Genomic DNA, 24,971 nt, shown 5'->3' on the forward strand with positions numbered 1-24,971 from the left:
CGCACCGAATACTCGATCACGGCGCCATTCCGGCGCCGTAGTGCGGAGAAGGGATCACCGATGAGCACCTCGAAGCGCCGGGCCGCCTTGGCCGCGGTTCCCGTGGCACTCGGACTGATGCTGGCCGGGCCCGCGGCAGGCACGGCTTCGGCCGCGCCGGAGCCCGGCAGAGCGGACCAGGCCCGTCATTGCCTGCTGCTGTGCGGCGGCCATCACCACGGGCATCACCACCACGGCCTGCACCTGCACCTGGGGCTTTGGCTGCATCTGTAGCTCCCTGCCGCGCCGGGGCGGCCACCCCGGCGCGGGTTACAGTCGGCACGTGTTCGACCTCGCCGACCCGGCCTTCCTCGCGAATCCGTACCCGTATTTCGCCGACCTCCGCGAGCGCGGCGAAGTCCACCGCCACGACGGCCTCGGCATCGCCGTGGCGGTGTCGCACGCGGCGTCGGCCGCCGTCCTACGGCATCGCGGGCTCGGCCGGATCTGGCAGGACGCGCTGCCGGTGGAGCGGTTCGCGTCGTTCAACCTGCTGCACCGCAACTCGCTGCTGGAGAACGAGCCGCCCGCCCACACGCGGCTGCGGCGGGTGATCGCGGGCGCGTTCGGGCGCGGGCACGTCCAGCGGCTGCGGCCGATGGTCGCCGAGCTCGCGGACGGCATGGTCGCCCGCCTCGCCGCCGAGATCGCCGAAACCGGCTCGGCCGACCTGCTGGCGCATCTCGCGCAGCCGCTGCCGGTCGCGGTCATCGCGGAGCTGCTCGGCGTCCCGGTCGAGGACGGCCCGCGCATGGTGACCCTCTCGAACCACATCGTGAAGATGTACGAATACGGGCTCGCCGAGGAGAAGCGCGACGCCGCCGAGGCCGCGGCCTCGGAGTTCGTCGAATACCTGCGTGGCGTCGCGAAGCAGCGCGCGAACTCCCCCGGCGACGACATCGTCAGCGATCTTCTGCGCAGTGAGCTCACCGAGGACGAACTGGTCGCGACCGCCGTCCTGCTCCTGATGGCCGGGCACGAGGCGACGGTGAACGTCATCGGGAACGGCGTCAACGCGCTGCTGACCCACCGCGACCAGTGGGAGCGGCTGCTGGACTCCCCTGATCTGCTGGACCCGTGCGTCGAGGAGCTGATCCGCTTCGACGCGCCGCTCCAGCTCTTCGAGCGGACCGCGACCGCCGACGTCGAGATCGCCGGATTCCCGGTGGCCGAGGGCGAGAAGATCGGCGCGCTCCTCGGCGCCGCCGCACGGGACCCGAAGGTCTTCGACCGGCCCGGCACCCTCGACATCGGCCGCACACCGAACGCGCACCTCGGCTTCGGCATGGGCATCCACTACTGCGTCGGCGCCCCGCTCGCGCGCGTGGAGATCGCGGCCGCGCTGAGCTCCCTCGCCTCGAAGCTGCCGGGACTGGAACTCGCCGAAACCCCGGAGCGGCGGCCCGAATTCGTGATCCGGGGGCTGCGCTCGCTCCGGGTCACCACGCGCTAGGCCGTGTCCTGTAAGTCTGTCCGATGGGCTTCGTGATCCAGGTGGTTCCTGGCGGTTCGGCCTCGTACCGGGTTTGTACTCGGCTGAGCCGCCCGTGCCGTCAGGGGACGCCTGGGCACGAAGACCGCGGGCAGACTTGCAGGACACGGCCTAGGGGTACTCGACGACCACTTCGTAGAGCGCGGCGTTGGGCGTCGCGACCTCCGCCGCGCGTTCGGTCGACGCCTGGAACACCTGGTTCTTGCCTGCCGCCTCCCAGGCTTCCTTGCTGTCGTAGTGCGTGACGTTGACCAACTGGAAGCGTGAATCCGGCAGCAGAGCCCGATGGAGCTTGGCATCGCGGAAACCGGGCGCGTCCCGCATCAGCTTCGCGCGCTCTCGCCACGTCTCGACGAACTCGTCCACACGGTCCGCGGGGATCTCGAAGACATTGATGAAGGTGACGCCGTCGTCGCTCATGAGCGCAGTCTCGAACCTCCAGCGAGCTGGAGGTCAACGGTGACCTGGCTCACCCGGCGGCGACGGCAGCAAAGGTCCCTTGCTCTCTTTCGGCAGGTCAGCGCGCGGTTTCGGGCACCGGCGAGCCCTCGGACTGTCCACAAGGGACGTTTTTCGGCGATCGAATGTCCCTTGACGCTGGTATGTGCGGTTCGGCGCGGGGGTCGTGAGTGATAAAGAGCGTTAGAACGACCTTTATCACTCACGACCACCTCGAGAAGCCGTACAAACTGCCCAGATCAGGCGCTACCGGCTCGGAAACTGCCCCTTATGGACAGTCGAGCAGACCCGCAGGTCAGCGCACTGAAGAGGCCGGGCGCTCCCGCCGGTCCGGATCCGGCGCCCCCTCCACCTTCAGCACGCGAAGCAGCCGAAGGCGCTTCTCCGCCACAGGCGCGAGCAGGCCCGACATGCGCTTCACGAGCAGCGCCGTCACCACCGCCAGCCCGGCCGCGGCCAGGTCGGTCAGCGCGACCAGGACGACCCCGTCGGCCAAGGCCTGGACGCCGTCACGGAACCGCCAGACGATGACGAGCCCGAGCAGCACCCAGTTCAGCATCCAGACGCCCCACCAGATCAGCACGAGCCGCGACGGCTTCGGCCTGGTGTCCCGTGTCCGGCGCAGGACGGCGTGTTCGAGTTCGGCGACGATCGGCAGCACCATGATCAGGTTCACCACCGGCACCAGCACGAACGCCAGCACATGCCACTGCCGCCTCGGCGGCACCTCGTCGCGGGCGTCGGCGGCGGCGCGCCTGGCCACGAGCAGCCACCAAACGGTGAGCCCCGACGGCAGCAGCGAAAGGATCGTCGTGAGCAGGCCTGCGGTGATCACGAAGCTGTCGGACACCGAGACGACGGACGTCGACAACGCGGAGTCGCGGCTCTGCACGAGCAGGACGTAGCGCCAGATTTCGGCGGCCGAGGCGACGACGGCGAGAGCGGCGAAGGTCCACAGCACCGGCAGGAGGCTTCGCGTGATCACCCGCAGCCGTTCCCCAGCGGTGACCTCGCCGGAGGCCGTCCCGGGGACCGCGGTCGGCCGCCGCCAGACCAGGTTCGGGAAGCCCCAACGCGGCGGGACCGGATAGGACGGCGGACCGGAGTAGCGCTCGGCCACGGGATTGCGCCGCTGCGGCAAGGCGCCGGGCGGCGGCGACGCGACCCAGCGGACGCGATGACGCGTCGGCTGCCGCATCGGCGCGGGGCGCACCGGCGGCATCGGTGCTCTCGGCGGGTAGTGGCCTGGCTGCACGGTTACAGCACTTCGGGTTCGACGCCGGGATGATCGCCGACCATCGGGCGCCCCTCCTGCTTCCAGGAGCCCATCCCGCCGGCGACGTTCACCGCGTCCCAGCCGCTCGCGTTGAGCCACGCGGCGGCGCGCGCGGACCGGCCGCCGCTGCGGCAGATCACGTAGACCGGCTGGTCGTCGGGCAGGTCGTCGAGTTCGGCGACGCGCGCGGGCAGCTCACCCATCGGGATGTGCTTGGCACCCGGGGCATGCCCGGCGGCCCACTCGTCGTCCTCGCGGACGTCGAGTAGCGCGACACCGTCCTTCGGCAGGTCACGGACGGCGACGGTCGGGATGTCAGCAGGGCTCACCACAGTCCCATCCTCGCATCCCGTCCCGTTGCGCGCGCGTGAAGAGGCACTCAATGCCGGACGGCCTTTTCCGCACCGGCGCCGGTGAGCGAGCGGACCTCCATCTCGGCGTACTTCTTCTGGTCGTGCTCCTTGGACAGCACGGTGCCGAGCCAGCCGAGGAAGAAGGCGACCGGGATCGAGACGAGGCCCGGGTTGTCCAGCGGGAACCAGTGGAAGTCGACGCCCTGGATCATCGAGGCGCTCTTCCCGGTCTTCGGGTCGACGGGCTTACCCGAGACCGCCGGCGAGAAGACGATCAGGACGACGCACACGCTCAGGCCGCCGTAGATGCTCCACAGCGCGCCCTGGGTGTTGAACCGCTTCCAGAACAGCGAGTACAGGATCGTCGGCAGGTTCGCCGACGCCGCCACCGCGAACGCGAGCGCCACGAGGAACGCCACGTTCTGGTTTTTCGCGAGGATCCCGCCGACGATCGCGACCGCCCCGATCACCAGCGCGGTGATCCGCGCGACGCGGACCTCGCTGTCCGGGGCGGTCTTGCCCTTCTTGAGCACGTTGGCGTAGACGTCGTGCGCGAACGACGCCGACGCCGTGATCGTCAGGCCCGCGACGACCGCGAGGATCGTCGCGAACGCCACCGCCGCGATGAACCCGAGCAGGATCGGGCCGCCCAGTTCGAGCGCCAGCAGCGGGGCCGCCGAGTTGGTCGTCCCCGGCGCCTTCGCGATCACGTCCGGGCCGACGAGCGCGCCCGCCCCGTAGCCGAGCACGAGCGTGAACAGGTAGAAGATGCCGATCAGCGCGATCGCCCAGACCACCGAACGGCGCGCGTCCTTCGCGGTCGGCACCGTGTAGAAGCGCATGAGCACGTGCGGCAGGCCCGCGGTACCGAGCACCAGCGCGATACCCAGCGACAGGAAGTCGAGCTTCGTCGTGCCGGTCTTGCCGTACTGCTTGCCCGGCCCGAGCAGCGCTTCCCCGGTCTGCCCGCCCTTGTCGACGGCGGCTTGGAACAGGCTGGACAGGTTGAAGCCGTACTTCCCGAGCACCCACAACGTCATCGCGAACGTGCCGGCGATGAGCAGGACGGCCTTGATGATCTGGACCCAGGTGGTGCCCTTCATCCCGCCGATCAGCACGTACAGGATCATGATCACGCCGACGACGGCGATCACCAGGTCCTGGCCGAGATTCCCTTCGATGCCGAGCAACAGGTTCACCAGGCCGCCCGCCCCCGCCATCTGCGCGAGCAGGTAGAAGAACGAGACGGCCAGCGTGGAGATCGCGGCCGCCGCGCGGACCGGGCGCTGCTTCATCCGGAACGCCAGCACGTCTCCCATGGTGAACTTGCCGGTGTTGCGCAGCAGTTCCGCGACCAGCAGCAACGCCACCAGCCACGCGACGAGGAACCCGATCGAGTAGAGGAAACCGTCGTAACCGTTGATCGCGATCGCACCGGCGATACCCAGGAACGACGCCGCGGACAGATAGTCGCCCGAGATCGCGATACCGTTCTGCGGACCGGTGAACGCGCGGCCCGCAGCGTAGTAGTCGGACGCGGTCTTCGTATTCCGGCTCGCCCGGAAAACGATCACGAGCGTGATCGCGACGAAGATCGCGAAAATGGTGATGTTGAGCGCCGGATTGCTCCCCTGTACGCCCGCTGCCAGCATATTCACCGTTCAGTCCCTTCGACCTCGTGCCGGATCTTGTCGGCGAGCGGATCGAGTTTCCGGTTCGCGTACCGGACGTAGAGGCCGGTGATCACGAAGGTGGACACGAACTGCAGCAGGCCGAAGACCAGGCCGACGGTGATGTTGCCGAAGAGCTTGGTGCTCATGAACTCGGTCGCGTAGTCGGCGAGGAGCACGTAGAGCAGATACCAGAGGAGGAACAGGGCCGAGACCGGGAAAACGAATACCCGGAGCCTTCGTCGCAACTCGGCGAATTCGGGGCTCGCCTGCATTTTTTCCCAGTCGGATTCCGGATCGGACCCGAGACCTTGATCGGTATCGCTCACATCGGACCTCCCGTCTGCCGCGACCATTCGATGACTTCGTTGCCACGAAAGATCATGCCCCTCTTAGGGCGCGAAAGGAGCAATCCATTTGAGTGAACGGTACGACTCTGTGTAGACGCTCGCGACTCGAAAGAGTGACTTACTTCCGGTGGCGGCCTTTGCCGGTGGTCCGTGGCTTCTCTGTCTTCTCTTCGGCCTGCCCGAACCGGGCGACCGCACGATCACGCATGAACCCGAGCGGATCGGGCGCGTGCAGCCGCAGCATGACGCCGTGGACGTCGTCCGGCCGCCCGTATCCGGTCGCGCGGCTCACCACGTAGGTGGTCAGGAACGCCGCCGGCACGGTGATCAGCGCGGGCTGGTTCGAGAACCACGGCGCCCAGCCACCGCTGTACTTGCTGACGATGTTGACCACCAGCGCGGTCAGCACCAGCCCGCCGCCGACGAGCATCCCGGCCAGCGCGCCGGGCCAGCTGAGCTTGCGCCACCAGACCCCGAGCAGCAGCAGCGGGCTGAACGTCGACGCGGCCAGCGCGAACGACATCCCGACCGAAAGCGACAGGTCCTCCGCGGGCAGCAGAAGAGCCAGCCCGAACGGGATGGCCGCGACGATCGCCGTCGCGACCCGGAAATCGCGAACGCGGCCGGGCAGGACGTCGGTGGACACCACCCCGGACACGCTCACCAGCAGCCCGGAAGAACTCGACAGGAACGCGGCGAAGGCGCCTGCCGCCGTCACCGCGCCGAGGATCTGACCCCAGAGCCCGGGGAGAACGGCGGACGGCAGCAGCAGGACGGCGGCGTCGGTCTTGCCGGTCACCAGCAGTTCCGGGACGTACATCCGCGAGAGCGCGCCCAGCAGCGTCGGGAACAGGTAGAACAGCCCGAGCAGCAGCAGGACGTGCACCGTCGTGCGGCGCGCGGCCTTCCCGTCGGGGTTGGTGTAGAAGCGGACCAGGACGTGCGGCAGGCCCATGGTGCCGAGGAACGTCGCGAGGATCAGCGAATAGACCTGCAGCAGATCGGTGAGGCTGCCGGAACCGGGCCGGAGCCAGTCCCCATTGGACGTGGGCGCGTCGCTGACCACCGGCACCGGGGTGCCCGCGGTGAACTTCAACGTCGTGCCTTTGGCGACCTTGTGCCCGGCCTCCGGCGCCCACACCGCGAAACCGTTGGCACGCGCGCCTTCCACCTGTCCGTACGCCTCGAGCACGGTCACCGACGTGACCTTCAGCGTGACGTCGGCCTGCACCGAAACCGTGGTGTTCTCCGGGAACGTCGGCGGGGCGGGCTGCCCCAGCGGGCGCGCGCTGCCCGGCCCTCCGGAACCGAGGAACACGATGCACAGGATGAACGTCGGCACCGCGAGGGCGAACAGTTTCAGCCAGTACTGGAAGGCCTGGACGACGGTGATGGCGCGCATCCCGCCCGCGATCACGTTGAAGCCGACGACAAAGGTCACCAGGATCGCGCCGGCCCACGCGGGCACGGGCAGGATGGTCGCCAGCGTCAGGCCCGCGCCCTGCAGCTGCGGGACCATGTAGAGGATCCCGATGAACACCACGAACGCCGTCGAGACCCGGCGCAGCATCGTCGAACCCAGCCGCATCTCGACGAAGTCCGGCAGCGTGTACGCGCCGGACCGCCGCAGCGGCGCGGCGACGAACAGCATGAGCGCGAGATAGCCCGCGGTGAAGCCGATCGGGAACCACAGGGCGTCGGCGCCGTCCTTGAGCACGATGCCGGCGACGCCCATGAACGACGCGGCGGACAGGTACTCACCGGAGATCGCGGCCGCGTTGCGCCGGGACCGCACGGTGCGCCGGGCGACGAGGAAATCGTGCGTGCTGACGGCCGACCTCGAGGAGCGATGTCCGAGGTAGAAGGTCAGGACCGCTACCAGCACGATGCCGGCCATGGCCCACGGATTCAGCTGCACGGTGTGGATCCTCGCATGTGCAGCTCCGCGGTCAGTTCTCGATCATGTCGACGAAGTCGCGTTCATGCCGTTCGGCGAGCCGGTTGTACCAGAGGCCGATGCCGAACAGGAACGGGAAAGGCGCCACGCCGAGGATCAGCCAGGGCACCGGGATGCCGACGACGGTCACTCTGCCGAATGACGGGATCAGGTAGAAGAGCACCGGAAGCGAACAGAGGGTGACCATCACCAGCAGCGCCAGCAGGGAGGCCGTCCGCAACTGGATCTTCACCAGATCCCGGACCAGGAGTTTTCCCCAGCTGGTCTGTTCTTCGAGTTCGACCCTGGCCCGCAGGGTGCTGGTGGCCTGCCGCGGGTCGGCGAGGATCACCCGCTGCCGCTTGGGTTTCGCGTGATGTTCGGGTTTGGCCTGCTCGTGCTTCGGACCGGACGGCGCGCCGGGAACGGGTTCGACGGCGGCGCCCTCGGGCACCGCCGGTTTCCTGCTCTTGCCGAGCGTCGGGTCCGGTTCGCGGACGCCGTTGACGCGGCGGTAGTAGTCGTCGGTCACGTCGACCGGTTGGCGCCGACCAGCCTGTCCTTGAGGGCGCGCGTGTGGCGGCGGCTCACCGGCAGCACCTTCTCCTCGTTACCGATCACGACCTGATAGCCGCCCTGCCCCATGCGCAGCTCGGTGATCAGTGGCAGCGAGACCAGGAACGACCGGTGGATGCGGACGAAACCCGCCTTCTCCCAGCGTTCTTCGAGCTGGGCGAGCGGGATGCGGACCAGGTGGCTGCCGTCGGTGGTGAACAACCGGGCGTAGTCGCCTTGGGCCTCGACCCAGCGGACCGAAGACCGCGGGATGAGCTTCGTGGTGCCCGCGAGCTCCACCGGGATGACTTCGTCGTCGTTCTTGACCTGTCCAAGCCCGCCTTCCGGGCCGTACTTCGGCGCGGCGTTGGCGGCGAGTTTGTCCCTCACGCGCGTGATGGCGCGGTCGAGACGATCCTGCTGGTACGGCTTGAGCACGTAGTCGAGCGCGCCGAGGTCGAAGGCGTTGACGGCCTCTTCCGCGTGTCCTGTCACGAACACCAGCGCCGGCGACGGGCGCAGCGCGGCGAACACCCGCGACATCTCCATGCCGGACAGACCGGGCATGTCGATGTCGGCGAACACCGCGTCCACGATCGGCAGCCCGCGGGCCTTGCGGTCGGCCAGCCTCGGGTCGTCCGCGGACAGCAGGCGCAGCGCCTCCGAAGCGTCGATCGCCGGGTAGACCAGGGCGACGTGCGGGCTGTTGCGGAGACAGTGGACGAGTTCGTCTAGCCCTTTGGGCTCGTCGTCCACCGCCAGGACGATGAGCTTCCGGGTGTCATCGTGAGCACTCACAGTGAGACGCATCCTGCCCATTGCCGCGTTCCTTGTCCAGCCCGCTTCACGAAAGTCGAACGAAAAGGACGGCACCGGCACCCCCGCGCCTGGGGTGACCGGTGCCGTCATCTTTTCCGGTGACACGAACCGCCTCGCCGTGCCACATCTATCCCTTCACGATGTGAAGGTGAACCAGTTGACGCTCACGAAATCGGCGGGCTGTCCGCTCGTGAAGGTCAGGTAGACGTCGTGTTCGCCGGTGACGCCGCTGATATTCGCCGGGATGGTCCGCCAGCTCTGCCAGCCGCCGGTGTTCGCGACGGCGAAGCTGCCGACGGGCGGGTTGGAGCGGCTGTCGAGCCGGACTTCGACGAGTCCGCTGACGCCGCCCGCCGCTCCGGACGCGACGCGCGCCTGGAACTGTCCGGCCGTTCGCGTCCCGAAGTCGATGCCCGGATACAACGCCCAGTCACCGTTGCCCGCGGGGCCGATGTTCTGCCCACCGCCGGAATCGGACGTGGCCTGTTTGGCGATCCCGGCCGCCTGGCCGTACGACTCCGCCTGGATCGTGCCGTACGCGCTGCCACCGCCGGGACTTCCCGTGGTGGTCGTGGGCGTGGTGGGGGTCGTGCCGCCGCCGCGGGTCAGGACGGTGACGTAGTCGACGAGCATCGGGTGTCCCGGCACGATCCCCGGCCCCGGCGTGGTGGTGCCGGAGTTGTTATTCGGGAACGCGCCGCCGATGGCGACGTTCAGCAGCACGAAGTAGCCGGCGTGGTTCGTCATGTTGGCCCACGTCGTGGCGTCGACCTGGTTCTGGCTGACCGAATGGAACTGCTGGCCGTCCACCAGCCAGCGGAACACGTTGGGGCTGACGCTCGTGTCCCATTCGAAGGTGTAGGTGTGGAACGCGCTCTGACAGCTCGCGCCGGGGCAAGTGCGGCTGCCGACCAGTCCGGTGGTCTCGTTGCAGGGGCCGCCGGGGTTGACGCCGCAGTGCAGCACGCCCCAGACCGTGTTGATCCCGTTGACGTTCTCCATGATGTCGAACTCGCCGACGGCGGGCCAGTTCCAGTAGTTGCCGCGATAAGGCGAGCCCAGCGCCCAGAACGCGGGCCAGTAGCCGAGCGCGGCGGCGCCGGTGACGTTCGGCATCTGGATGCGGCCTTCGATCCGCAGCGCGCCGCCGGCGGGCGGTTTGAAGTTCGTGCGCTGTGTTTCGATCCGCGCCGAGGTCCAGTTGCCCGCGCCGTCACGCAGCGGCGTGATCCGCAGGTTCCCGGAGCCGTCCTGGGCGAGGTTCGCGGGGTTCGCCGTGTAGTTCTGGATCTCGCCGGTGCCCCAGTTGCCCGGGCCGCCGGGGTAGCCGTGGCCGGTGTCGATGATCCAGTTCGCGCTCGACGGGAGCGAACCCGCGGCGCCGGTGAAGTCGTCGGTGAACACGGTGGTCCAGCCGGCCGGGGGCGGCGGGACGGCGGCGGACGCGGGCAATGTCAGGGGGACCGTGATCAGAGCCGCGCCGGCGGTGGCGGCGAGCGCGATCTTCCAGCGGCTCGTTCGGGGAGAAGTAACGGACATCGGACCTCCTCGTCAACGCTGTCGAGGTTTGTTGCCGTTCACAACAAAGCGGTATGTCCGATATGAGACCTGGTCTGAACCACTTAGGCCTACCACCGTTCGGGTGAATCACTCCCTGCCGCAGGCGCAATGAAGGGGCCTTTCATCGCAAATTTTGCGATGNGGGCCCTTCATCGCAAATTTTGCGATGAAAGGCCCCTTCATTGCACGGGTCAGAGGCCGAAGCGGCTCCAGGCGGCCTTGGACTGGACGGCGTCCAGAAGCGCGCTCGCGGCGGCGGGCGCGCCGATACCGAGCCGCGCCAGCAGCGGCTTCTTCGGTTCGGCGATCGCGATCTCGGCGTCCGGGTACCGCTCGGTGATCACCTGACGAAGGCTGCCGACGCCGTCGATCAGGCCGAGTTCGACCGCACGGGCACCCAGCCAGACGTCCCCGGTGAACAGGTCCTCGGAGCCGGAAAGCCGGTCACCACGACGTTCGGTGACCCAGTCGACGAACAGTTCGTGGAGCTGGCCGTGCATCTTCTTCAGCCACTCGACGTCTTCCGGCTTCTCCGGGCTGAACGGGTCGAGCCGGGACTTGTTCGCGCCCGCGGTGTGCAGCCGCCGCTCGATGCCGAACCGCTCCAGCAGGCCGGTGAACCCGAACCCGCCGCTGATCACGCCGATGGAGCCGACCATCGACGTCCGGTGCGCGTAGATCTCGTCGGCGGCGCAGGCCAGCCAGTACCCGCCGGACGCGGCGACGTCCTCGGCGAAGGCCAGGACCGGCACGTTCTTCTCGTCGGCGAGCTGACGGATCCGCTCGGCGACCAGGCCCGACTGCGTCGGCGCGCCACCCGGCGAGTTGATCTGCAACGCGACGGCCTTCAGCCGCTCGTGCCCGAACGCGCGCGTCAGCGCCGATTCGACGGCGGCGAGGTTGATCGACCCCCTGGCCAGGGGTGACGGGGTCGGCGTGATCACCCCGTGCAGCTTCACCACGGCGACGACGTCCTTGCGTTCACCCCGATCGCCGATCATCGGGAGACGGGAGGTCAGCTTGTCCGCAACGCTCATACCGCCAGGCTACCGACGTTCAGGACGGCAGCACGCCGCTGCGCGAACCGCTCACCCCGCTGGACTCGTTCGGACCGCCCTGAGGCGGGACGGTCGCGCTGTCGGCGGAGAAGTCCGGCAGATTCGGCCGCACGCCGGGCATGAACTTCGGCACCCGCAGGGTGACCTTCATGCCGGCGCCGGGCGCCGTCTCGACCATGAGCGCGTAGTCGCGGCCGAACACCTGCTGCATCCGCTGGTTGATGTTGCCGAGACCGACGTGCGCACCCGTGCGGTGCTGGCTGCGGAGGTCCGCGAGCTTGGCGGGCTCCATGCCGATGCCGTCGTCCTCGACGCTGATCAGCGCTTCGGCGCCGTAGTCCTCGGCGATCACCGTGACGCAGCCGCCGGACGGCTTCGACGCGAGGCCGTGTTTGACGGCGTTCTCCACCAGCGGCTGGATGATCAGGAACGGCACGACCACCGAAAGCACCTCGGGCGCGATCTTCATCCGCACTTCGAGCCGTCCGCCGAAGCGGGCGTTCTCGATGGTCAGGTACCGGTCGATGTTCCGCAGTTCCTCGGCGAGCGACGTGAACATGCCCGACGTCCGGAACGAGTAGCGCGTGAAGTCCGCGAAGTCCTGAAGCAGCTCTCGCGCCTCCTCCGGGTCCGTCCGGATCAGCGACGAGATGGTGTTGAGCGCGTTGTAGACGAAGTGCGGGGAGATCTGCGCGCGCAGCGCCTTGATCTCCGCCTGCTGGAGCTGGTTCTTCGATTCGTCCAGCCGCGCCAGCTCGAACTGGGTGCAGACGAACTGCGCGACCGCGTCGGCCATCTGCACCAGCCGCCCGCGCGTACGCCCGACGACCAGCAGCGCCGCCTCGGTCTCGCCCTCGACGATCAGCGGCACGATCACCGCGGTCCGCATCCGGCAGGTGCCTCGGTGGTTGCACGGCATCTTGTCGTGCGCGACGACCTCGCGGCGGTGCTTGCGGATCGCGTTGCCGATGGCGTCGACGAGATCGACGTAGTGGTCGTTGGCCTCGCCGTCCCAGGACAGCAGCGTGCCTTCGCTGTCGGTGATGCCGACGGCGACGCAGTCGAGCATCTCCAGCAGCTGGCTGGTGATCTTGTCGGCGACCTGCTCGTCGAGCCCCTCGCGGAGATCCGGTGTCGCCTTCGACATGCGGTGGACGGCCTGCAGCACCGCGTTCTCCACGATGCTCGCGGGACGCCTCAGCTTGATCAGGAGGACGACGACGAGGATCGCGAGCAGCAGCGCCACACCCCAAGGGATGATCTGCGCGATCTCGAGCCCGGACACGGCGTCCATGCTCTGCGCTCGACCAACCGGGTGCAAGGTCTGCTCCCCACTTTCCGTTGAGTTGTGACAACTGAGGGTGGGGCCGACCCTACCCAAGACCGGGCCGTTGTCCCCATGGTCACTCCCCGTCGCGCCGGGAAGACTGTGCGCAGGCAATCGCTTCCGGGGGAGGAACACAATGCGCGGATCGGGGAAACTCGCGGCGGGGGTGCTGGCGGGGGTCCTGCTGGCGAGCGGGACGGCGGCCGCGGCCGGGGATCCGGTGCGCGCGGCCGTCGGCGACCTGGTCGGCGAAGGGGGTTTCCCGGGAGCGGTCGTCCAGGTCCGGACCGGTGAGGCGGTCTCGCGCTTCGGCGCCGGATACGCGAACCAGGCGACGCGCGAACCCGCGGGGCCGCATCACCGGTTCCGGATCGCCAGCAACACCAAGGCGTTCGTCGCCACGGTGGTGCTGCAACTGGCGGGCGAAGGCTCGCTTTCCCTCGACGATCCGGTGGAGCGAAGGCTGCCCGGTGTCGTGCGCGGGCCTGGCTACGAGCCGGAGAAGATCACGCTGCGCACGCTGCTGAACCACACCTCCGGCGTGCACGACCCCCTGGATCCGCATTTCTTCGACCCGTACCTCGTCCAGGGGAACCGGGCGCACGTCATCACGCCGTCGGAGGTGATCCGGCGGTCGCTCGCCGACCCGCCCTCGTTCGCGCCGGGCACCGGGGTGGAGTACTCGAACACCGGATATCTGTTGCTGGGCAAGGTGATCGAGCAGGTCACCCGCACCGGCGTCCGCGAGGAGATCCAGCGGCGGATCCTCGGTCCGCTCGGCCTCGGGCGGACGTACTTCCCGCTGTGGTCGCCGTTCCTGCGCGGTCCGCATCTGCACGGGTACGACATGCGCGGTGAGGACATGACGGTGTTCAGCCCGTCGTACGACTGGACCGCAGGCGCGATGGTGTCGACCGTCGACGACGTCGCGACGTTCCACCGCGCGTTGCTGGCGGGACGGCTCTTGGCACCCGCGCAGCAGGCAGAACTCAAGCGGCTCGTGCCGTACAGCGAATCGGGCGCGTACGGGGCCGGCGTCGAGACGCTCAACCTGCCGTGCGACGGGAGCACGAAGACGGTTTGGGGCAACACCGGTGCGGGGCCGGGGTTCTCCAGCGTTTCGATGAGCACCGCGGACGGCTCGAAGCAGATCGTGCTGGCGCTGAACGTGTACGACCTCGCCGCGGACGTGCACGGCGGGCAGCGGGTGCCGAAGCCGCCGATGCCCGCGGTGATGGCCGCCCTCTGCTGACCGCAGTGACGGGTCACTTGAGCAGGCGCGACATCCGCCGGTCGGCCAAGGGTTTCCCGCCGGTCTGGCAGGTCGGGCAGTACTGGAAGGACTTGTCCGCGAACGAGATCTCGCGGATCGTGTCGCCGCAGACCGGGCACGGCAGCCCGGTGCGCGCGTGCACCCGCAACCCGGACCGTTTCTCGCCCTTGAGCCGGGCCGCGGACTGGCCGACCGACCGCGTCACCGCACTGGTCAGCACTTCGCTGATGGCTTCGAAGAGCCCGTCGAGCGCCCCTTCGGACAGCTTTCCGGTTGTGGCGTAGGGAGAAAGCTTCGCCATGTGCATGATCTCGTCGGAGTAGGCGTTGCCGATCCCGGCGATCAGAGACTGATCGGTGAGCGCCGTCTTCAACCGTTCGGTGCGTCCGGCGAACAACTTCTCGAGCCCCGTGCGGTCCAGCGAGAGCGCGTCCGGCCCGAGCCGCGCGATACTCGCGACCTCCTTCTCCGGATCACGCACGATCCAGACGGCCAGCCCCTTCTTCGTCCCGGCCTCCGTGAGATCGAAGCCCGGACCGGCGGCCGCGTCGAGGTGGACGCGCAGCGAGATCGGCCCCTTGCCGGGTTTGAGCGGTGCCGGCGCCAACGCGTCGGACCAGCGCAGCCAGCCCGCCCGCGCCAGGTGGACGACCAGGTGGAGATCACCGGCGACGAGATCGAGGTGCTTGCCGAAGCGGCCGGCACCGGTGACCTCGCGGCCGTGCAGCTCCGTCCACGGCGGGGTCGCCGTCTTCAGCACGCTGAGGGACGCCACGTCGACACGGAAGATCGTCTTGCCCACCGCGTGTTCACGCAGGTGGTGGGCGAGCGCTTCGACCTCGGGTAACTCGGGCATGGCCCCAGTCTCGCGCGTTCAGGCCGCCGCGACTACTCCACCGGGTGCAAGGGGCCGTCGAAATCCGGCAGCGAGTGCTTCTGGATGGTCTTCGTGATCTTCGAGACCTCGCCGCGGACGGTGAACATGCCGCGGATGGTGCCGACCCAGCGCTCCGAGGGCCTGTCGCCCGCCAGGTCGCCCTCGGTCTCGGCGACCACGGTCCACGGGCGGCGCAGGATCCACCGCAACGGGAAGAACAACGCGACCAGCAAGAGCGCCAGCGGAACCCACGACGGGATTCTCACGTCGGCGGGGGTCCACATGATGAGCACGATCGCGAGCAGCGCCGTCACGGCGATCATCGCGATACCCGGGCCGTAGCTGCCCGCCACATCGTGCTCGAAATCGTCCGCTGTCGCGGGAGCACGCCATTCCATCTGGGCTCGGACCACCCAGTCACGGCCGTCCTCGCCGTGCACCAGCCGGTTCATTCAGTCGCCTCCCGCGCGGCCGCTCGCTCGTCGTGAGCGAGCTCCACCGTACCGTGACGGGAGCCGGATTCGCGAGAGTTCGAGGGCGATATGCCCGCTCGGGCGTTATGGGCACGTCGGGTAGTCGACACCCGGTTCCGGATAGTGGGAAGTCGGTTTCACCGGGCTCGGCTCGTCTTCCGACGGATCGTCGGACGGGGTCCCCGTCTCACTCTCGGGCGTGCCCGTCTCCGGCGAAGTGGACCCTTCCGGGTCAGTCGTCGACTCCGGCGTGTTCGACGGCTCCGTCTCGTCACGGGAGGTCGTCGTGGACGTCGGGCTCAGCGATCCCCCGGGAGGGATGTCGTCCCGTTTCGAGGTGGTCTGGTTCGTGCCGGTGCCCGGTTCCGGGACCTCGTTCCGCGGCGCGGTCTCCTCCTGCGCCGGATTCCGCCCGTCCGGTGGCCGCACGCCGTTATCAGCACCGCCATCGCCGGCCGCACCGTTATCACCGCCGCCGAGGTCCTTCCGGGACGTGCCCGCACCCGGCAGGCTCGGCAGGTCGGACACTCCGAGTTCCGCGCCCTGGCCCCGCCCGGTCACGGCGGGCCGATCGCCCTTGCCGTGCATCCGGTCCTCGGCGATCCGCTGGGGCGGGAGCTCCACCGGCTGACCTTGGACGGGCGGCGCCACCTGCGCCGGCAGCAACGCCAGCTCCGGCTGGCCGCCCCCGGACAGGCCGACGGTATGCGTCACGTCGGTGCCGAACACGGCCGGACCGGCGACGATCCCGACCGCGCCCGCGGCGGCCGTCGACGCCACCGCCAGGCCGACCTTCACCTTCGACCCGAGCAGAAGTCCCTTGACCGACGCGGCGAGCCCGGACAACGCTCCGCTCGCGTGGGCACCGGCGGCCGCCGGCACCAGCAAGGCGACGACACCGGCGTGCGCCCGCAGCGAGGAACAGACGTCACGCAGTTCGTCGTGCGTCGCCCGGCAGGACTGGCACCCGATCAGGTGGGTCTTGATCCGGCGGGCTTCGGCCCCGGTGACACTGCCCGCGGTGAACCCGCCCAGCTTCTCCACCACGGCCCGGCACGAATCCGGCCCGCGGTTCACCGACAGATGCGCTTGGAGGTACGCCGCCCGCAGCCCCTGCCGCGCCCGCCGGGCCAGCGCCGCCGTCGCGTTCGCGCTCAACCCGAAATGCGGCGCGACCATCGACGGCTGCTCGCCTTCGACCTCGGTCTGCCACAACACCGAACGCCACCGCTCCGGCAGACTCGTGAACGCCGTCGTGATCAGCGAATGTTCGGCCGTGCGGGCATGCGTGTCCGCGCCCGCCCCGGCCCGGAAGGTCAGCTCGTCGTCGCTCACCGGCACGTCACGACGCGCGCCGTGCCACTCCCACGAGACCCGGCGAGCCACCGTCAGCAGATACGCCCGGACGTAGTCCCGCGGCCCGGCGCCCCGGCGCAACGCCTGAAGCACCCGGAAGAAGGTCTCGGCCGTGATGTCCTCCGCCTCCGACCGGTCGGCGGCCAGACTGCGGGCCAGCCGGCGCACGGCGGCGGCGTGAAGTTCGAAAAGCTCCCCGAAGGCGGCGTCCTCCCCATCACGGAGACGCTGGAGCAATGCCTGCTCGTCGGATTCCGAGGCCGCCTGAAGCGGCACCGTGCCCTGCTCGGTCATCCGGCCAGGCACCTCCTCCCCAAAGGACTCACCATTCGGTCGAATGGGGACACCATACGGAGGTATGCAGCCGTCGTCACCCCTTGTACGCCAGGTGTGACACCGAAGCACCTGGAGGGGTGGGTGCGAACGGCTACAGACGGTCCGTGTATGGTGTGTCCACACTGCTTCAAACGAGTGTTGAAGCGCTGAGTGAAATGCGGATGTAGCGCAGCTGGTAGCGCATCACCTTGCCAAGGTGAGGGTCGCGGGTTCGAATCCCGTCATCCGCTCGCAGGTGGGTATTCGTGTCCAGGGAACGCCTGGACCAGGACCTGCTCACCATAATTCCCGGGGGCCCGAGCCCCCGGACCCCCGAGTTCCTTATAGCTCGCGTTGGCGAGTCGGTTGTCGGGCGCGTCGATCTTCTTCCTTCTTAGCGTCTCGTTCGCTCGTTCTGATGGTTACTAAGTGCTACAGGTTCGGTGAGTAGGGTCACACGACTGTAGTAATTCGGATTCGTGCATGGGTCGCCCCTGCTGACGGAGGCCCTCACCTGGGGGTTCGGTACTTTGTGACCGGATCTTCGAGTATGGGGGAACAAGCATGAGCGAGCGCACGTCGAGGGGCGACACCGCCACCGTCGAGCCCGCCGCCGACCGTCCGCGAGCTGCCCGGTTGCCCCGCCCCGGCGCCGTGGCACTGTGGCTCCTCCTGCTCGCCCCGATCGTGCTCGCGCTCGCCGAGGCCGTCAGGTCACCCCGGATGAACTACTGGGACTTCTGGCGCGTCATCGGCATCACCACCGACGCGAACGGCTCGCTCGACCCGGCGACCTTCACCGAGTTGTACAACGAACACCCGGTCGTCATCGTCGCGATGCTCTTCTGGGCCGACGCGAAACTCTTCGCCGGTTCCAACGCGGCCCTCGGCATCGCCACGTTCGTGCTGGCACTGGCCACCTACCTCGCGCTCTGGCGCATGCTCCCCGAGAAGCTCACCGGCCTTCCCCGGCTCGCCGTCCTGACCGCGCTTTCCCTGCTGGTCTTCTCTTCCGCCGGGACTGACTACTACGGCGCGGGCTGGATGGGCATCCAGTGGTTCGCCGGTATCGCCCCGGCCGTCGCGGCCATCGCGTTCGCCCATCGCGGTCACACCGTCCCCGCCACGATCCTCGCCGTCGTCGCCAGCCTCGGCCACGGCGCCGCCTTCCCGGTCTGGATCGCACTCGGCCTGATCGCGTGGCTTCGCCGGGACAGGCCGTGGAAGGTGCTCCTTCCCCTGGTTCTGGGCCTCGGCGTCCTCGTCCTGTGGCGCCTCGCGACCAGTAACGAGGCAGGCTCGCCACCCGCCATCCTGGGCGCGGACACCTACTTCGGCTCGGTCGTGACCGTCCTCGGCCGCACCTGGGCGGCTTCCACGGCCGACACCGCCATGGTCTGCGGTGTCGCCATGCTCGTGGCCATCGGGCTGGCCGTCACCGACGCGGTCAAACGACGTGGGACGGCGCCCGAACAGACGGATCAGGTGAACGATTCGGGCTGGGTCGGCCTCGGCCTCCACATGGCGCTGGCGGCGGTGCTGATCGGGCTCGGGCGTGGGCGGTACAGCAACATCGAGGGCCTCTCGGCCCGCTACGCGATCATCGGCCTGCTCGCCGTCGGCGCGCTCCTCGTCCTGCTGGCCGTCCGGGCACAAGGGCGCGTCCAGCGCTATCTCGTCCCGATCGCGCTCGTCGTCGGGCTCGGCACCTACGCCGTCGGCTCGTCGAGCGCGTACCTCCTCCGGAAGGACTATCCGACTCAGCCCGTCCTCGCGGTCGCCATGCAGACCGGCGCCGCGTCGGTCGTCAAGAAGATGAACGCCTACCCGGAGTTCCTCCCGAAGTACCGGCTGCTGGGCGTCTACCCCTTCACCCCCGACTTCACCCTCGGATGTGGTGCGGGCGNGAAGTACCGGCTGCTGGGCGTCTACCCCTTCACCCCCGACTTCACCCTCGGATGTGGTGCGGGCGGGCCGGAACTCGGGTCGCGGATCGACGTGGCCGCGACACCGGTGATCACCGGCGCGCCGAACGCCGAGCGGACCGCCGGATTCATCGAGAGCCCCGCGGTCACCGGCGACACCACTCTCACCGGCTGGGCCTTCCTCGGCGGCGAACAACCCGACTGCGTACTGGTCACCGACGCGGCGGGCACGGTCGTCGGTGGCGGTGCGGTGGGGTTGCCACGTCGCGACGTCGCGACGGAGTTCGGCACCATCACCGGCCGCGCCGGCTGGGAAGCGGTGGCGCGGCCGGGCCTCAAGGACGGTCTCGTGTTCGCGAGCCGGGAAGGCCGGCTCTACCGGCTGGCCCCCGGAGCCCCGGCCGGCTCATAGCGCGGGGGTTTTGAAGGGGTCGTGCTCGGCGAGGAGTTTGTCGACGCGGGCCTGGTCGACTCTGCTGACGACGGTGTTCTCGTCCTGCCGGTCACGAATGCATTTGGCGAGGGTGAACGCCGAGGTGGTCAGGAAGAGCATGCCGAGGGCGAGGAAGCCGCGGACCCAGCCGTCGACCGGCAGGTACCAGATGCCGATGACGACCGCGATCAGCGCCAGCCCGAACGAACACCCGGCCTGGACGAAGAACGCGACGGTGGTGGGCGGCACTGCGGAGGTTTTCGTCATGCGTACCAAGGTCGCGCCGAGCACCCCGCGATGTCTTGAGTACGGCTACTCAAGAAGGGTTGCGATTCAGATCTCGTAGCCGTCCATCACGGTCGGCGCGACCGGCGACAGGTGGTCGTCGCCGCGTTCGGAGACCAGGCCGCGGGCCATCCGGTACACCTTGAACTCGTTGTCGTGGTCGGGATCCTGGTCGTCCCAGACGTGGAGGAGACCGTAGGAGCCCGGCGCGAGATCGCCGACGCGGGTGAACAGGTCCACCAGCTCGGGCGCGATCGCGGTGCCGTGCTTGTCCATACCGCCCAGGTGGAGCACCGGCACCCCGGCGGCCCAGCGGAGGTCGAGCAGGTCGGCGTCGCCGAAGTCGCGGACGGCTCGGTGCACCCGCTCGACGATGCGCTCGAGCAGCGCGGCGTCGTCGTCACCGGAAGGGCTCGCTTGGATGGTCACCCACCCGTGGTATTCGAACACCCGCCTGAGTTTAGGCAGGTCCGCCCGCCATCACGGCCGGTGCCCCGTCACGCCGCAGCACGTTCTTGAAAATCTGTTCGCCGTGCTTCTCGAAGGCGGGCACGAGCCTCTCGCCGTACACGCACAACGTCCGCTCCCACGGGTGCCCGAGCGTGCCGAAGCGGAAGTCGTTCGCCAGGAACATGTGGTAGTCCGTGCGCGGGAACACCGGGACCGGCCACGGGTCGAGCGCGGCGTGCCGATGCGGATAGAAGCGGTACGACTGGTGCTGCCAATGCAGCACCCAGACCCACTCGTCCTCGGCGACGCAGTCCTTCAACGCCGCGAGCGCGACACGGGCGACGTCGTTCTGCTCGACGGCGTACGGGCCGAGCCGGAATTCCGGTGACGAACGGTCGAGACCTCCTGGCGCGAGATCCCACGCGACGGACGGAGCGGGTTCACGGAAACCGGGCCAGGCGTGCGCGTAGGTGCTCGGCCAGAACGCGAGCTTGTCGTAGACCCAGTACCAGGCGGGCTCATCTACGACCCTGGAGATGGCTTCCCAAGCGTTGTTCACGAGCGACCCTCGGTGGTTCGGCCGGTTAAGACTGGGAAAGCTTCGTGTTCAGGGCCCAAGTTGTCCAGCTCGTGGGCATTCTCCGCGAAACTGTCACCTGATCAGGTGTCTTGCGCCGTCGCCGGAACCGTGAGAATGACAGTGCGTGAACGGCGAGCCCACCGAACGCGGGCTCGCCGTCGTTCGCTCACGCGGCCGCCTCCCAAAGACTCATGAAGGCCGAGGCCTCACTCCGCACCCATGGCCGCACCTTGTCGCGATCGCGCGGCGACAACGCGAACTCCTTCGAGCGCCGGACGTCGATCACCAGCGGCCGCCCGCCCGGCCTCAGCTCGTCCATGGTCTGTTCGAGCAACCACAGCACCATCTGCGCGGCGTCCCGGCTCAACGGCTCCTCCTTGAAGTAGAGCCAGGTCACGTACACCGGCCCGTCTCCCTTGCGCAGGCCGAGATGAGGGTTGATCCCCACTTCGAGCGAGCCGAGCCGCCATCGCGACCGGCCGACCTCCGCCGGCCGCAGGTCACGCCGCCCGACGTAACGCAGCCAGCCATTGGCGATCTCGGTGTAGTGCGGCCGTGTGCGCTCGTCCGCGTTCTCGACCAGCGCGCGCAGTACCTCGCGATCCCGTCCGGAGATCCGCCCGGCACGGATCGCGTTCGCGGCGCGGAGGTAGAAGTTGAACCCGCCCCGGGCCGGGTCCTCGTACTGACGGCGCCAGCGCCGGACGAACGAGGAACGCGAGGGACCCGAGCTCGTGCTGTACCCCACGAACGTGGGCAGGGTGATGTAGGCCATCCGTGTCTGCCTTTCGCCGCTGTTCCTGCTGGACAACGACCATTTTAGAACACATGTACGACAGAAAACGGGGCTTTACGGGTGACGCGGCGAAGGAGGCCAAGGCCCTTCGAGCAGCTCGGCCGACTCCTCGAGGATCGGCACCTCGCAGACGTCCCTCGGGGTGAGGTCGGTCGGGATCCAGCCGTCGAGCATCGCCGACCAGCGCGCGATCCCGCGCAACGACGGCGGCGACCCGAGCAGCTCGCCGACCTCGCTGACCAGCGCGCCGCCTGCCGCGGGCGAGAGGCGGCCCTCGACCATCGCGGTGAGCCAGCCGTGGATCAGCAGCCAGCGGGCGGCCGTCGGATCGGTGGGCAGTTCGAGGCCGAGCTCGTCGACGACCTGGCCGAAAGCCTTGTCGACGGCGGCTTCGGCGGAGGATTCGAGCCCGGCGAGCAAGGCGAGGGACGGGGTGTCGAGTCCGGCGACGATCGCGTCCAGACCGGCCTCGACCAGATGGGAGGTGCGGACGTCACGTCCGGCGAGCCTGCCGATGGCCAGCTCGCGCAGCGCGCCGCGACACGCGTCGATTTCCGTCACCCGGCACTTCCCACGTCCGCCACCGTACCGGCGGGACCGCCCGATCGCCGCTGACCAGCCGAAAGAGCATCACCCCGATGGACCCGCGCCGTCGCCTCCGGACCGTGCTGGACCTGCGCCGAAACGGACGCAAGAATGGGAAAGACCAATATCAACCACCCGTCCGGGTCATGCGACACTGGCTGCCCACACCCGGCGGCAGGGGGCTATATGAGCTGGCAGGACGAGCTTCGGCAGCTGGATGTCGAGCTGGCCTCAGGCCGTATCGGGCACACCGAACACCGCAAGCGGCGCGACGAGCTCCTCGCGGAGGCGTCGGGGGGCGCGATGCCGTCACCGGTCGCCTCGCCGTTGCGTCATCCGGCCGGACCGTGGCACAGCACCAACCCCGCCGTCCGCCCGGCGGAACCGCGGACCGTCCCGGCCCCCTTGCCGGAACCGGCGGCCGAGCCGCCGTCTCCGCCGAAGCGGGAAATCCCCCGGATCGCGCACCACAAGACCACGGCGCCTTCGCCCGCCGACATCAATCCGACGGTCTATCTCCGCGCGGAACCGCCGCAGCAGCTCCGGCGCGGCACCGCCACCGTCGAGCAGGGCCTGCCGCTTCCGCCGCTGACACCCGAGCCAGGCCTCCGCCACAGTGCTCCCACCGACGATTACGCCGTCGTCGGCAAGAAGAAGCCGACGTGGCTCTTCCTCGGCGCCGGAGTGCTCCTCGTGCTGGCACTGATCATCGGCGGGACCCTGTGGCTCGGCTCGTCGTCTTCGAACACCGCCACGTCACCGCCCGAAACCGCCCAGCCGCCGGGCGGGCTGTCCGGGCTCGCACCGAGTGAACGGCCGGACAGCGCGCAGACGCCGCTGGAGGACCGGCTCCCCGCGTTGCCGGGGACGCCGTCCAAGGACAACTCCACGATGTCGGTCGCCAAAGGCGCCGAGCTGAAGCTCTATTCCCAGGCGGCGGCCGAATTCCTGAAGACCAAAGGGGTCACGTCGGTGACCTACAAGGGGTCTTCCGAAGGCGTGAACGGCTATCTCGTCCTGGTGATCCCCGCGAACGACGCGAAGGACGCGGACGCGATCGTCAAGTACTTCCGGCAGAATTCGATCAACGCCGGAATGCGCGAACAGCGCGTCGGTGATCAGCTCGCGCTCGTCGGCGCCAACAAGAACGGCCAGCTCAGCGGTCTCGGGTACACGTCCGGGACGATGGCCGTGACGGCGTGGGTGTCCCAGCCGCTCGGCGGCGATTCGAAGGCGCTCGACGAGCGTCTGGCGAAGACGGCCACCGCGCTGGGGGACGTGCTCCCGGCGGGCTGAATCGCCCAGATCGCGGGCAGATCACGATTCGACCCGCGAGAACACCATGGTGCCCGGCAGTGCAGAATGTGCGAGGTCACCGCTGTGGTGACAACGCGACGACCGGGCGCTCTCCGCGAGCCCGGCCATCAACGAAAAGGGGGCTGGTGGTGTCCTGGCAGGAAGAGCTGCGGAATCTGGACGAGGAGCTCGCATCCGGCCGCCTCTCGGCGGACGACTACCGCATCCGCCGCGACCAGGTGCTGTCCTCGGCCGTGGCCTATGGCGACGCGCCACAGCAGCCCGGCCAGCAGCCCGGCACCCCGCAGCCACCCGCCGGGCCACAGGGTCAGCCTCAGCAGCAGCCCGGCCAGCCCTCGGCCGATTCGACGCAGATCATCGCGCCGGTGAACCAGCCGCCGGGTGACGGCGCCGAGCGCACGCAGGTCGTCCCGGCCTGGCAGCAACAGCAGGCCCAGCAGCCCGCCGACCCGAACCGCACCCAGGTGGTCCCTCCGGTGGCTTCACCCCCCGGTGGCTTCCCCCAGCAGGGTCAGCCGTCGCCCGCGGGTGGCTTCCCCCAGCAACACGGCTACCAGCAGCAGCCGCAGCAGGGCTGGAACGCGCCCGAAGCGGACGCCGCACCGCCTTGGGGCGGCTCGGACTTCCCGCCGATCTCGCCGGTCGGCAGCACGGAATGGGTCAAGCAGGGCCCCGAACTCTTCGACGACAAGCCCCGCGGCAAGGGCGGGAAGATCGCCGTCATCGCGATCGTCGCCGTACTCGTGCTCGGCGGCCTCGGCGTCGGCGGGTACTTCCTCTTCTCCGGCGGTGGCGACCCGCAGGCGACCGACCCGAACACGCCTCCCCAGAGCCAGTCGCAGGCTCCGCCGCCTTCGTCCACGAAGGTGCTCACTCCCCAGGAGAAACTGCTGGAGAGGATCCCCGAGCAGTCGGGGACCCCGGACCCCAAGAGCGGCGTGATCAAGGTCGGCGAAGCCGCGTCGATCACCGGGATGGAGCAGGGCGAGATCGACCTCGTCACCGCCGAAGGGGTCAAGGAGGTCATCTACCGGGGCTCGGAGAAGCAGCCGGACGAGACCGGGCCGCAGAAGGCCAAGATCTCCATCACGATCATCCCGATGAACAACCCCGGTGGCGCGCAGGACCTGGTGAGCAAGCTCCGGCAGTACCAGACCAGCCACGGGTTCGTGCACATCACCGACACCGTGCTGCCCGGCATCCCGACCAAGGTGAACTTCCACAAGAAGGTCGAGGGTGACAGCGGCGACTACCGCGGCACCTGGGTCTCCGGCAACAACATCATCCGGGTGGACGTCGTCCAGAACCCGCTCGGCGGCGGTCCTGGCGAGGCTGCCTTGAGCGGCACCTACCAGCGTGCGGTGAAGCAGGGCCTGCTGGAAAACTTCCCCGCCACGAACTGAGTGGGGCAG

The 24,971-nt window shown here is 68.9% G+C and carries 24 protein-coding genes and 1 tRNA gene; 6 read left to right on the plus strand and 19 right to left on the minus strand.

The window, feature by feature from the left end; genetic code table 11:
- Positions 1-60: 60 nt before the first annotated feature.
- Positions 61-273 (plus strand): hypothetical protein, encoded by a 213-nt coding sequence (locus LCL61_RS06250; RefSeq protein WP_340685965.1) that lies wholly within the window; start codon positions 61-63, stop codon positions 271-273.
- A 49-nt stretch (positions 274-322) separates the two neighbouring features.
- The gene (locus LCL61_RS06255; protein ID WP_340685966.1) at positions 323-1,492 is read left to right on the plus strand and encodes a cytochrome P450; all 1,170 of its coding nucleotides are present in this window, start codon (positions 323-325) and stop codon (positions 1,490-1,492) included.
- Between the two features lie 150 nt (positions 1,493-1,642).
- On the opposite strand, the gene LCL61_RS06260 is transcribed toward LCL61_RS06255, so the two are convergent.
- The 11 genes from LCL61_RS06260 to LCL61_RS06310 form a co-directional block, all read right to left on the minus strand.
- Positions 1,643-1,951 (minus strand): antibiotic biosynthesis monooxygenase family protein, encoded by a 309-nt coding sequence (locus tag LCL61_RS06260; protein ID WP_340685967.1) that lies wholly within the window; start codon positions 1,949-1,951, stop codon positions 1,643-1,645.
- A 334-nt stretch (positions 1,952-2,285) separates the two neighbouring features.
- The gene (locus LCL61_RS06265; protein WP_340685968.1) at positions 2,286-3,212 is read right to left on the minus strand and encodes a DUF4328 domain-containing protein; all 927 of its coding nucleotides are present in this window, start codon (positions 3,210-3,212) and stop codon (positions 2,286-2,288) included.
- A gap of 35 nt (positions 3,213-3,247) precedes the next feature.
- On the minus strand, positions 3,248-3,598 hold the full coding sequence (locus tag LCL61_RS06270; protein WP_125679193.1) for a rhodanese-like domain-containing protein: 351 nt from the start codon (positions 3,596-3,598) through the stop codon (positions 3,248-3,250).
- A gap of 47 nt (positions 3,599-3,645) precedes the next feature.
- Positions 3,646-5,277: a cation acetate symporter gene (locus LCL61_RS06275; protein WP_340685969.1), complete on the minus strand. Its 1,632-nt coding sequence runs from the start codon at positions 5,275-5,277 to the stop codon at positions 3,646-3,648.
- Positions 5,274-5,618 (minus strand): DUF485 domain-containing protein, encoded by a 345-nt coding sequence (locus LCL61_RS06280; protein ID WP_340685970.1) that lies wholly within the window; start codon positions 5,616-5,618, stop codon positions 5,274-5,276. Before LCL61_RS06280 ends, LCL61_RS06275 begins: the two co-directional genes overlap by 4 nt.
- A gap of 139 nt (positions 5,619-5,757) precedes the next feature.
- Positions 5,758-7,557: a cation acetate symporter gene (locus tag LCL61_RS06285; protein WP_340685971.1), complete on the minus strand. Its 1,800-nt coding sequence runs from the start codon at positions 7,555-7,557 to the stop codon at positions 5,758-5,760.
- A gap of 31 nt (positions 7,558-7,588) precedes the next feature.
- Complete coding sequence (locus LCL61_RS06290; protein ID WP_340685972.1) at positions 7,589-8,107, minus strand: hypothetical protein; 519 nt, start codon at positions 8,105-8,107, stop codon at positions 7,589-7,591.
- Positions 8,104-8,940: a LytTR family DNA-binding domain-containing protein gene (locus tag LCL61_RS06295; RefSeq protein WP_340688505.1), complete on the minus strand. Its 837-nt coding sequence runs from the start codon at positions 8,938-8,940 to the stop codon at positions 8,104-8,106. Before LCL61_RS06295 ends, LCL61_RS06290 begins: the two co-directional genes overlap by 4 nt.
- Positions 8,941-9,084: 144 nt before the next feature.
- Positions 9,085-10,488: a glycoside hydrolase family 16 protein gene (locus LCL61_RS06300; RefSeq protein ID WP_340685973.1), complete on the minus strand. Its 1,404-nt coding sequence runs from the start codon at positions 10,486-10,488 to the stop codon at positions 9,085-9,087.
- Positions 10,489-10,700: 212 nt separating this feature from the next.
- A complete protein-coding gene (locus LCL61_RS06305; protein ID WP_340685974.1) occupies positions 10,701-11,546 on the minus strand; it encodes a S49 family peptidase in 846 nt (281 codons plus the stop codon).
- A gap of 19 nt (positions 11,547-11,565) precedes the next feature.
- Entirely contained in the window at positions 11,566-12,861 is a 1,296-nt protein-coding gene (locus tag LCL61_RS06310) for a histidine kinase (protein ID WP_125679199.1), read from the minus strand.
- A gap of 169 nt (positions 12,862-13,030) precedes the next feature.
- Between LCL61_RS06310 and LCL61_RS06315 the strand changes: the two genes are divergently transcribed.
- The gene (locus LCL61_RS06315; RefSeq protein ID WP_340685975.1) at positions 13,031-14,146 is read left to right on the plus strand and encodes a serine hydrolase domain-containing protein; all 1,116 of its coding nucleotides are present in this window, start codon (positions 13,031-13,033) and stop codon (positions 14,144-14,146) included.
- A gap of 13 nt (positions 14,147-14,159) precedes the next feature.
- Here the strand turns inward: LCL61_RS06315 and LCL61_RS06320 are convergent, their stop codons facing one another.
- The 3 genes from LCL61_RS06320 to LCL61_RS06330 all read right to left on the minus strand — a co-directional run bounded on the left by LCL61_RS06320 (position 14,160) and on the right by LCL61_RS06330 (position 17,167).
- Entirely contained in the window at positions 14,160-15,023 is an 864-nt protein-coding gene (locus LCL61_RS06320; RefSeq protein ID WP_340685976.1) for an Fpg/Nei family DNA glycosylase, read from the minus strand.
- A gap of 32 nt (positions 15,024-15,055) precedes the next feature.
- Positions 15,056-15,496, minus strand: coding sequence for a DUF983 domain-containing protein (locus LCL61_RS06325; RefSeq protein ID WP_125679202.1), 441 nt, complete (start codon positions 15,494-15,496; stop codon positions 15,056-15,058).
- 105 nt (positions 15,497-15,601) lie between these two features.
- Entirely contained in the window at positions 15,602-17,167 is a 1,566-nt protein-coding gene (locus LCL61_RS06330) for a sigma-70 family RNA polymerase sigma factor (protein WP_340685977.1), read from the minus strand.
- Positions 17,168-17,366: 199 nt separating this feature from the next.
- Between LCL61_RS06330 and LCL61_RS06335 the strand changes: the two genes are divergently transcribed.
- Positions 17,367-17,439 (plus strand) — tRNA-Gly (locus LCL61_RS06335).
- Positions 17,440-19,519: 2,080 nt separating this feature from the next.
- On the opposite strand, the gene LCL61_RS06340 is transcribed toward LCL61_RS06335, so the two are convergent.
- The 5 genes from LCL61_RS06340 to LCL61_RS06360 form a co-directional block, all read right to left on the minus strand.
- Positions 19,520-19,813 carry a YiaA/YiaB family inner membrane protein gene (locus LCL61_RS06340; protein WP_340685978.1) on the minus strand — a complete coding sequence of 98 codons (294 nt, stop codon included), beginning with the start codon at positions 19,811-19,813 and terminating at the stop codon, positions 19,520-19,522.
- Between the two features lie 66 nt (positions 19,814-19,879).
- On the minus strand, positions 19,880-20,281 hold the full coding sequence (locus LCL61_RS06345) for an immunity 7 family protein (protein WP_340685979.1): 402 nt from the start codon (positions 20,279-20,281) through the stop codon (positions 19,880-19,882).
- A gap of 10 nt (positions 20,282-20,291) precedes the next feature.
- On the minus strand, positions 20,292-20,840 hold the full coding sequence (locus LCL61_RS06350; RefSeq protein ID WP_340685980.1) for a DUF2716 domain-containing protein: 549 nt from the start codon (positions 20,838-20,840) through the stop codon (positions 20,292-20,294).
- Between the two features lie 187 nt (positions 20,841-21,027).
- Complete coding sequence (locus LCL61_RS06355) at positions 21,028-21,636, minus strand: hypothetical protein (RefSeq protein ID WP_340685981.1); 609 nt, start codon at positions 21,634-21,636, stop codon at positions 21,028-21,030.
- 75 nt (positions 21,637-21,711) lie between these two features.
- Complete coding sequence (locus LCL61_RS06360) at positions 21,712-22,218, minus strand: hypothetical protein (RefSeq protein WP_340685982.1); 507 nt, start codon at positions 22,216-22,218, stop codon at positions 21,712-21,714.
- Positions 22,219-22,428: 210 nt separating this feature from the next.
- Here LCL61_RS06360 and LCL61_RS06365 point away from each other — a divergent pair, with 210 nt between their 5' ends.
- On the plus strand, positions 22,429-23,538 hold the full coding sequence (locus tag LCL61_RS06365) for a hypothetical protein (protein WP_340685983.1): 1,110 nt from the start codon (positions 22,429-22,431) through the stop codon (positions 23,536-23,538).
- A 146-nt stretch (positions 23,539-23,684) separates the two neighbouring features.
- Positions 23,685-24,962, plus strand: a complete 1,278-nt coding sequence (locus tag LCL61_RS06370) for a flagellar basal body-associated protein FliL (RefSeq protein ID WP_340685984.1) — start codon at positions 23,685-23,687, stop codon at positions 24,960-24,962.
- The last annotated feature ends 9 nt before the right edge of the window (positions 24,963-24,971 follow it).

Origin of the sequence: Amycolatopsis coloradensis, from assembly GCF_037997115.1 — a bacterium.
In the GTDB taxonomy this organism is placed as follows: Bacteria; Actinomycetota; Actinomycetes; order Mycobacteriales; family Pseudonocardiaceae; genus Amycolatopsis; species Amycolatopsis coloradensis_A.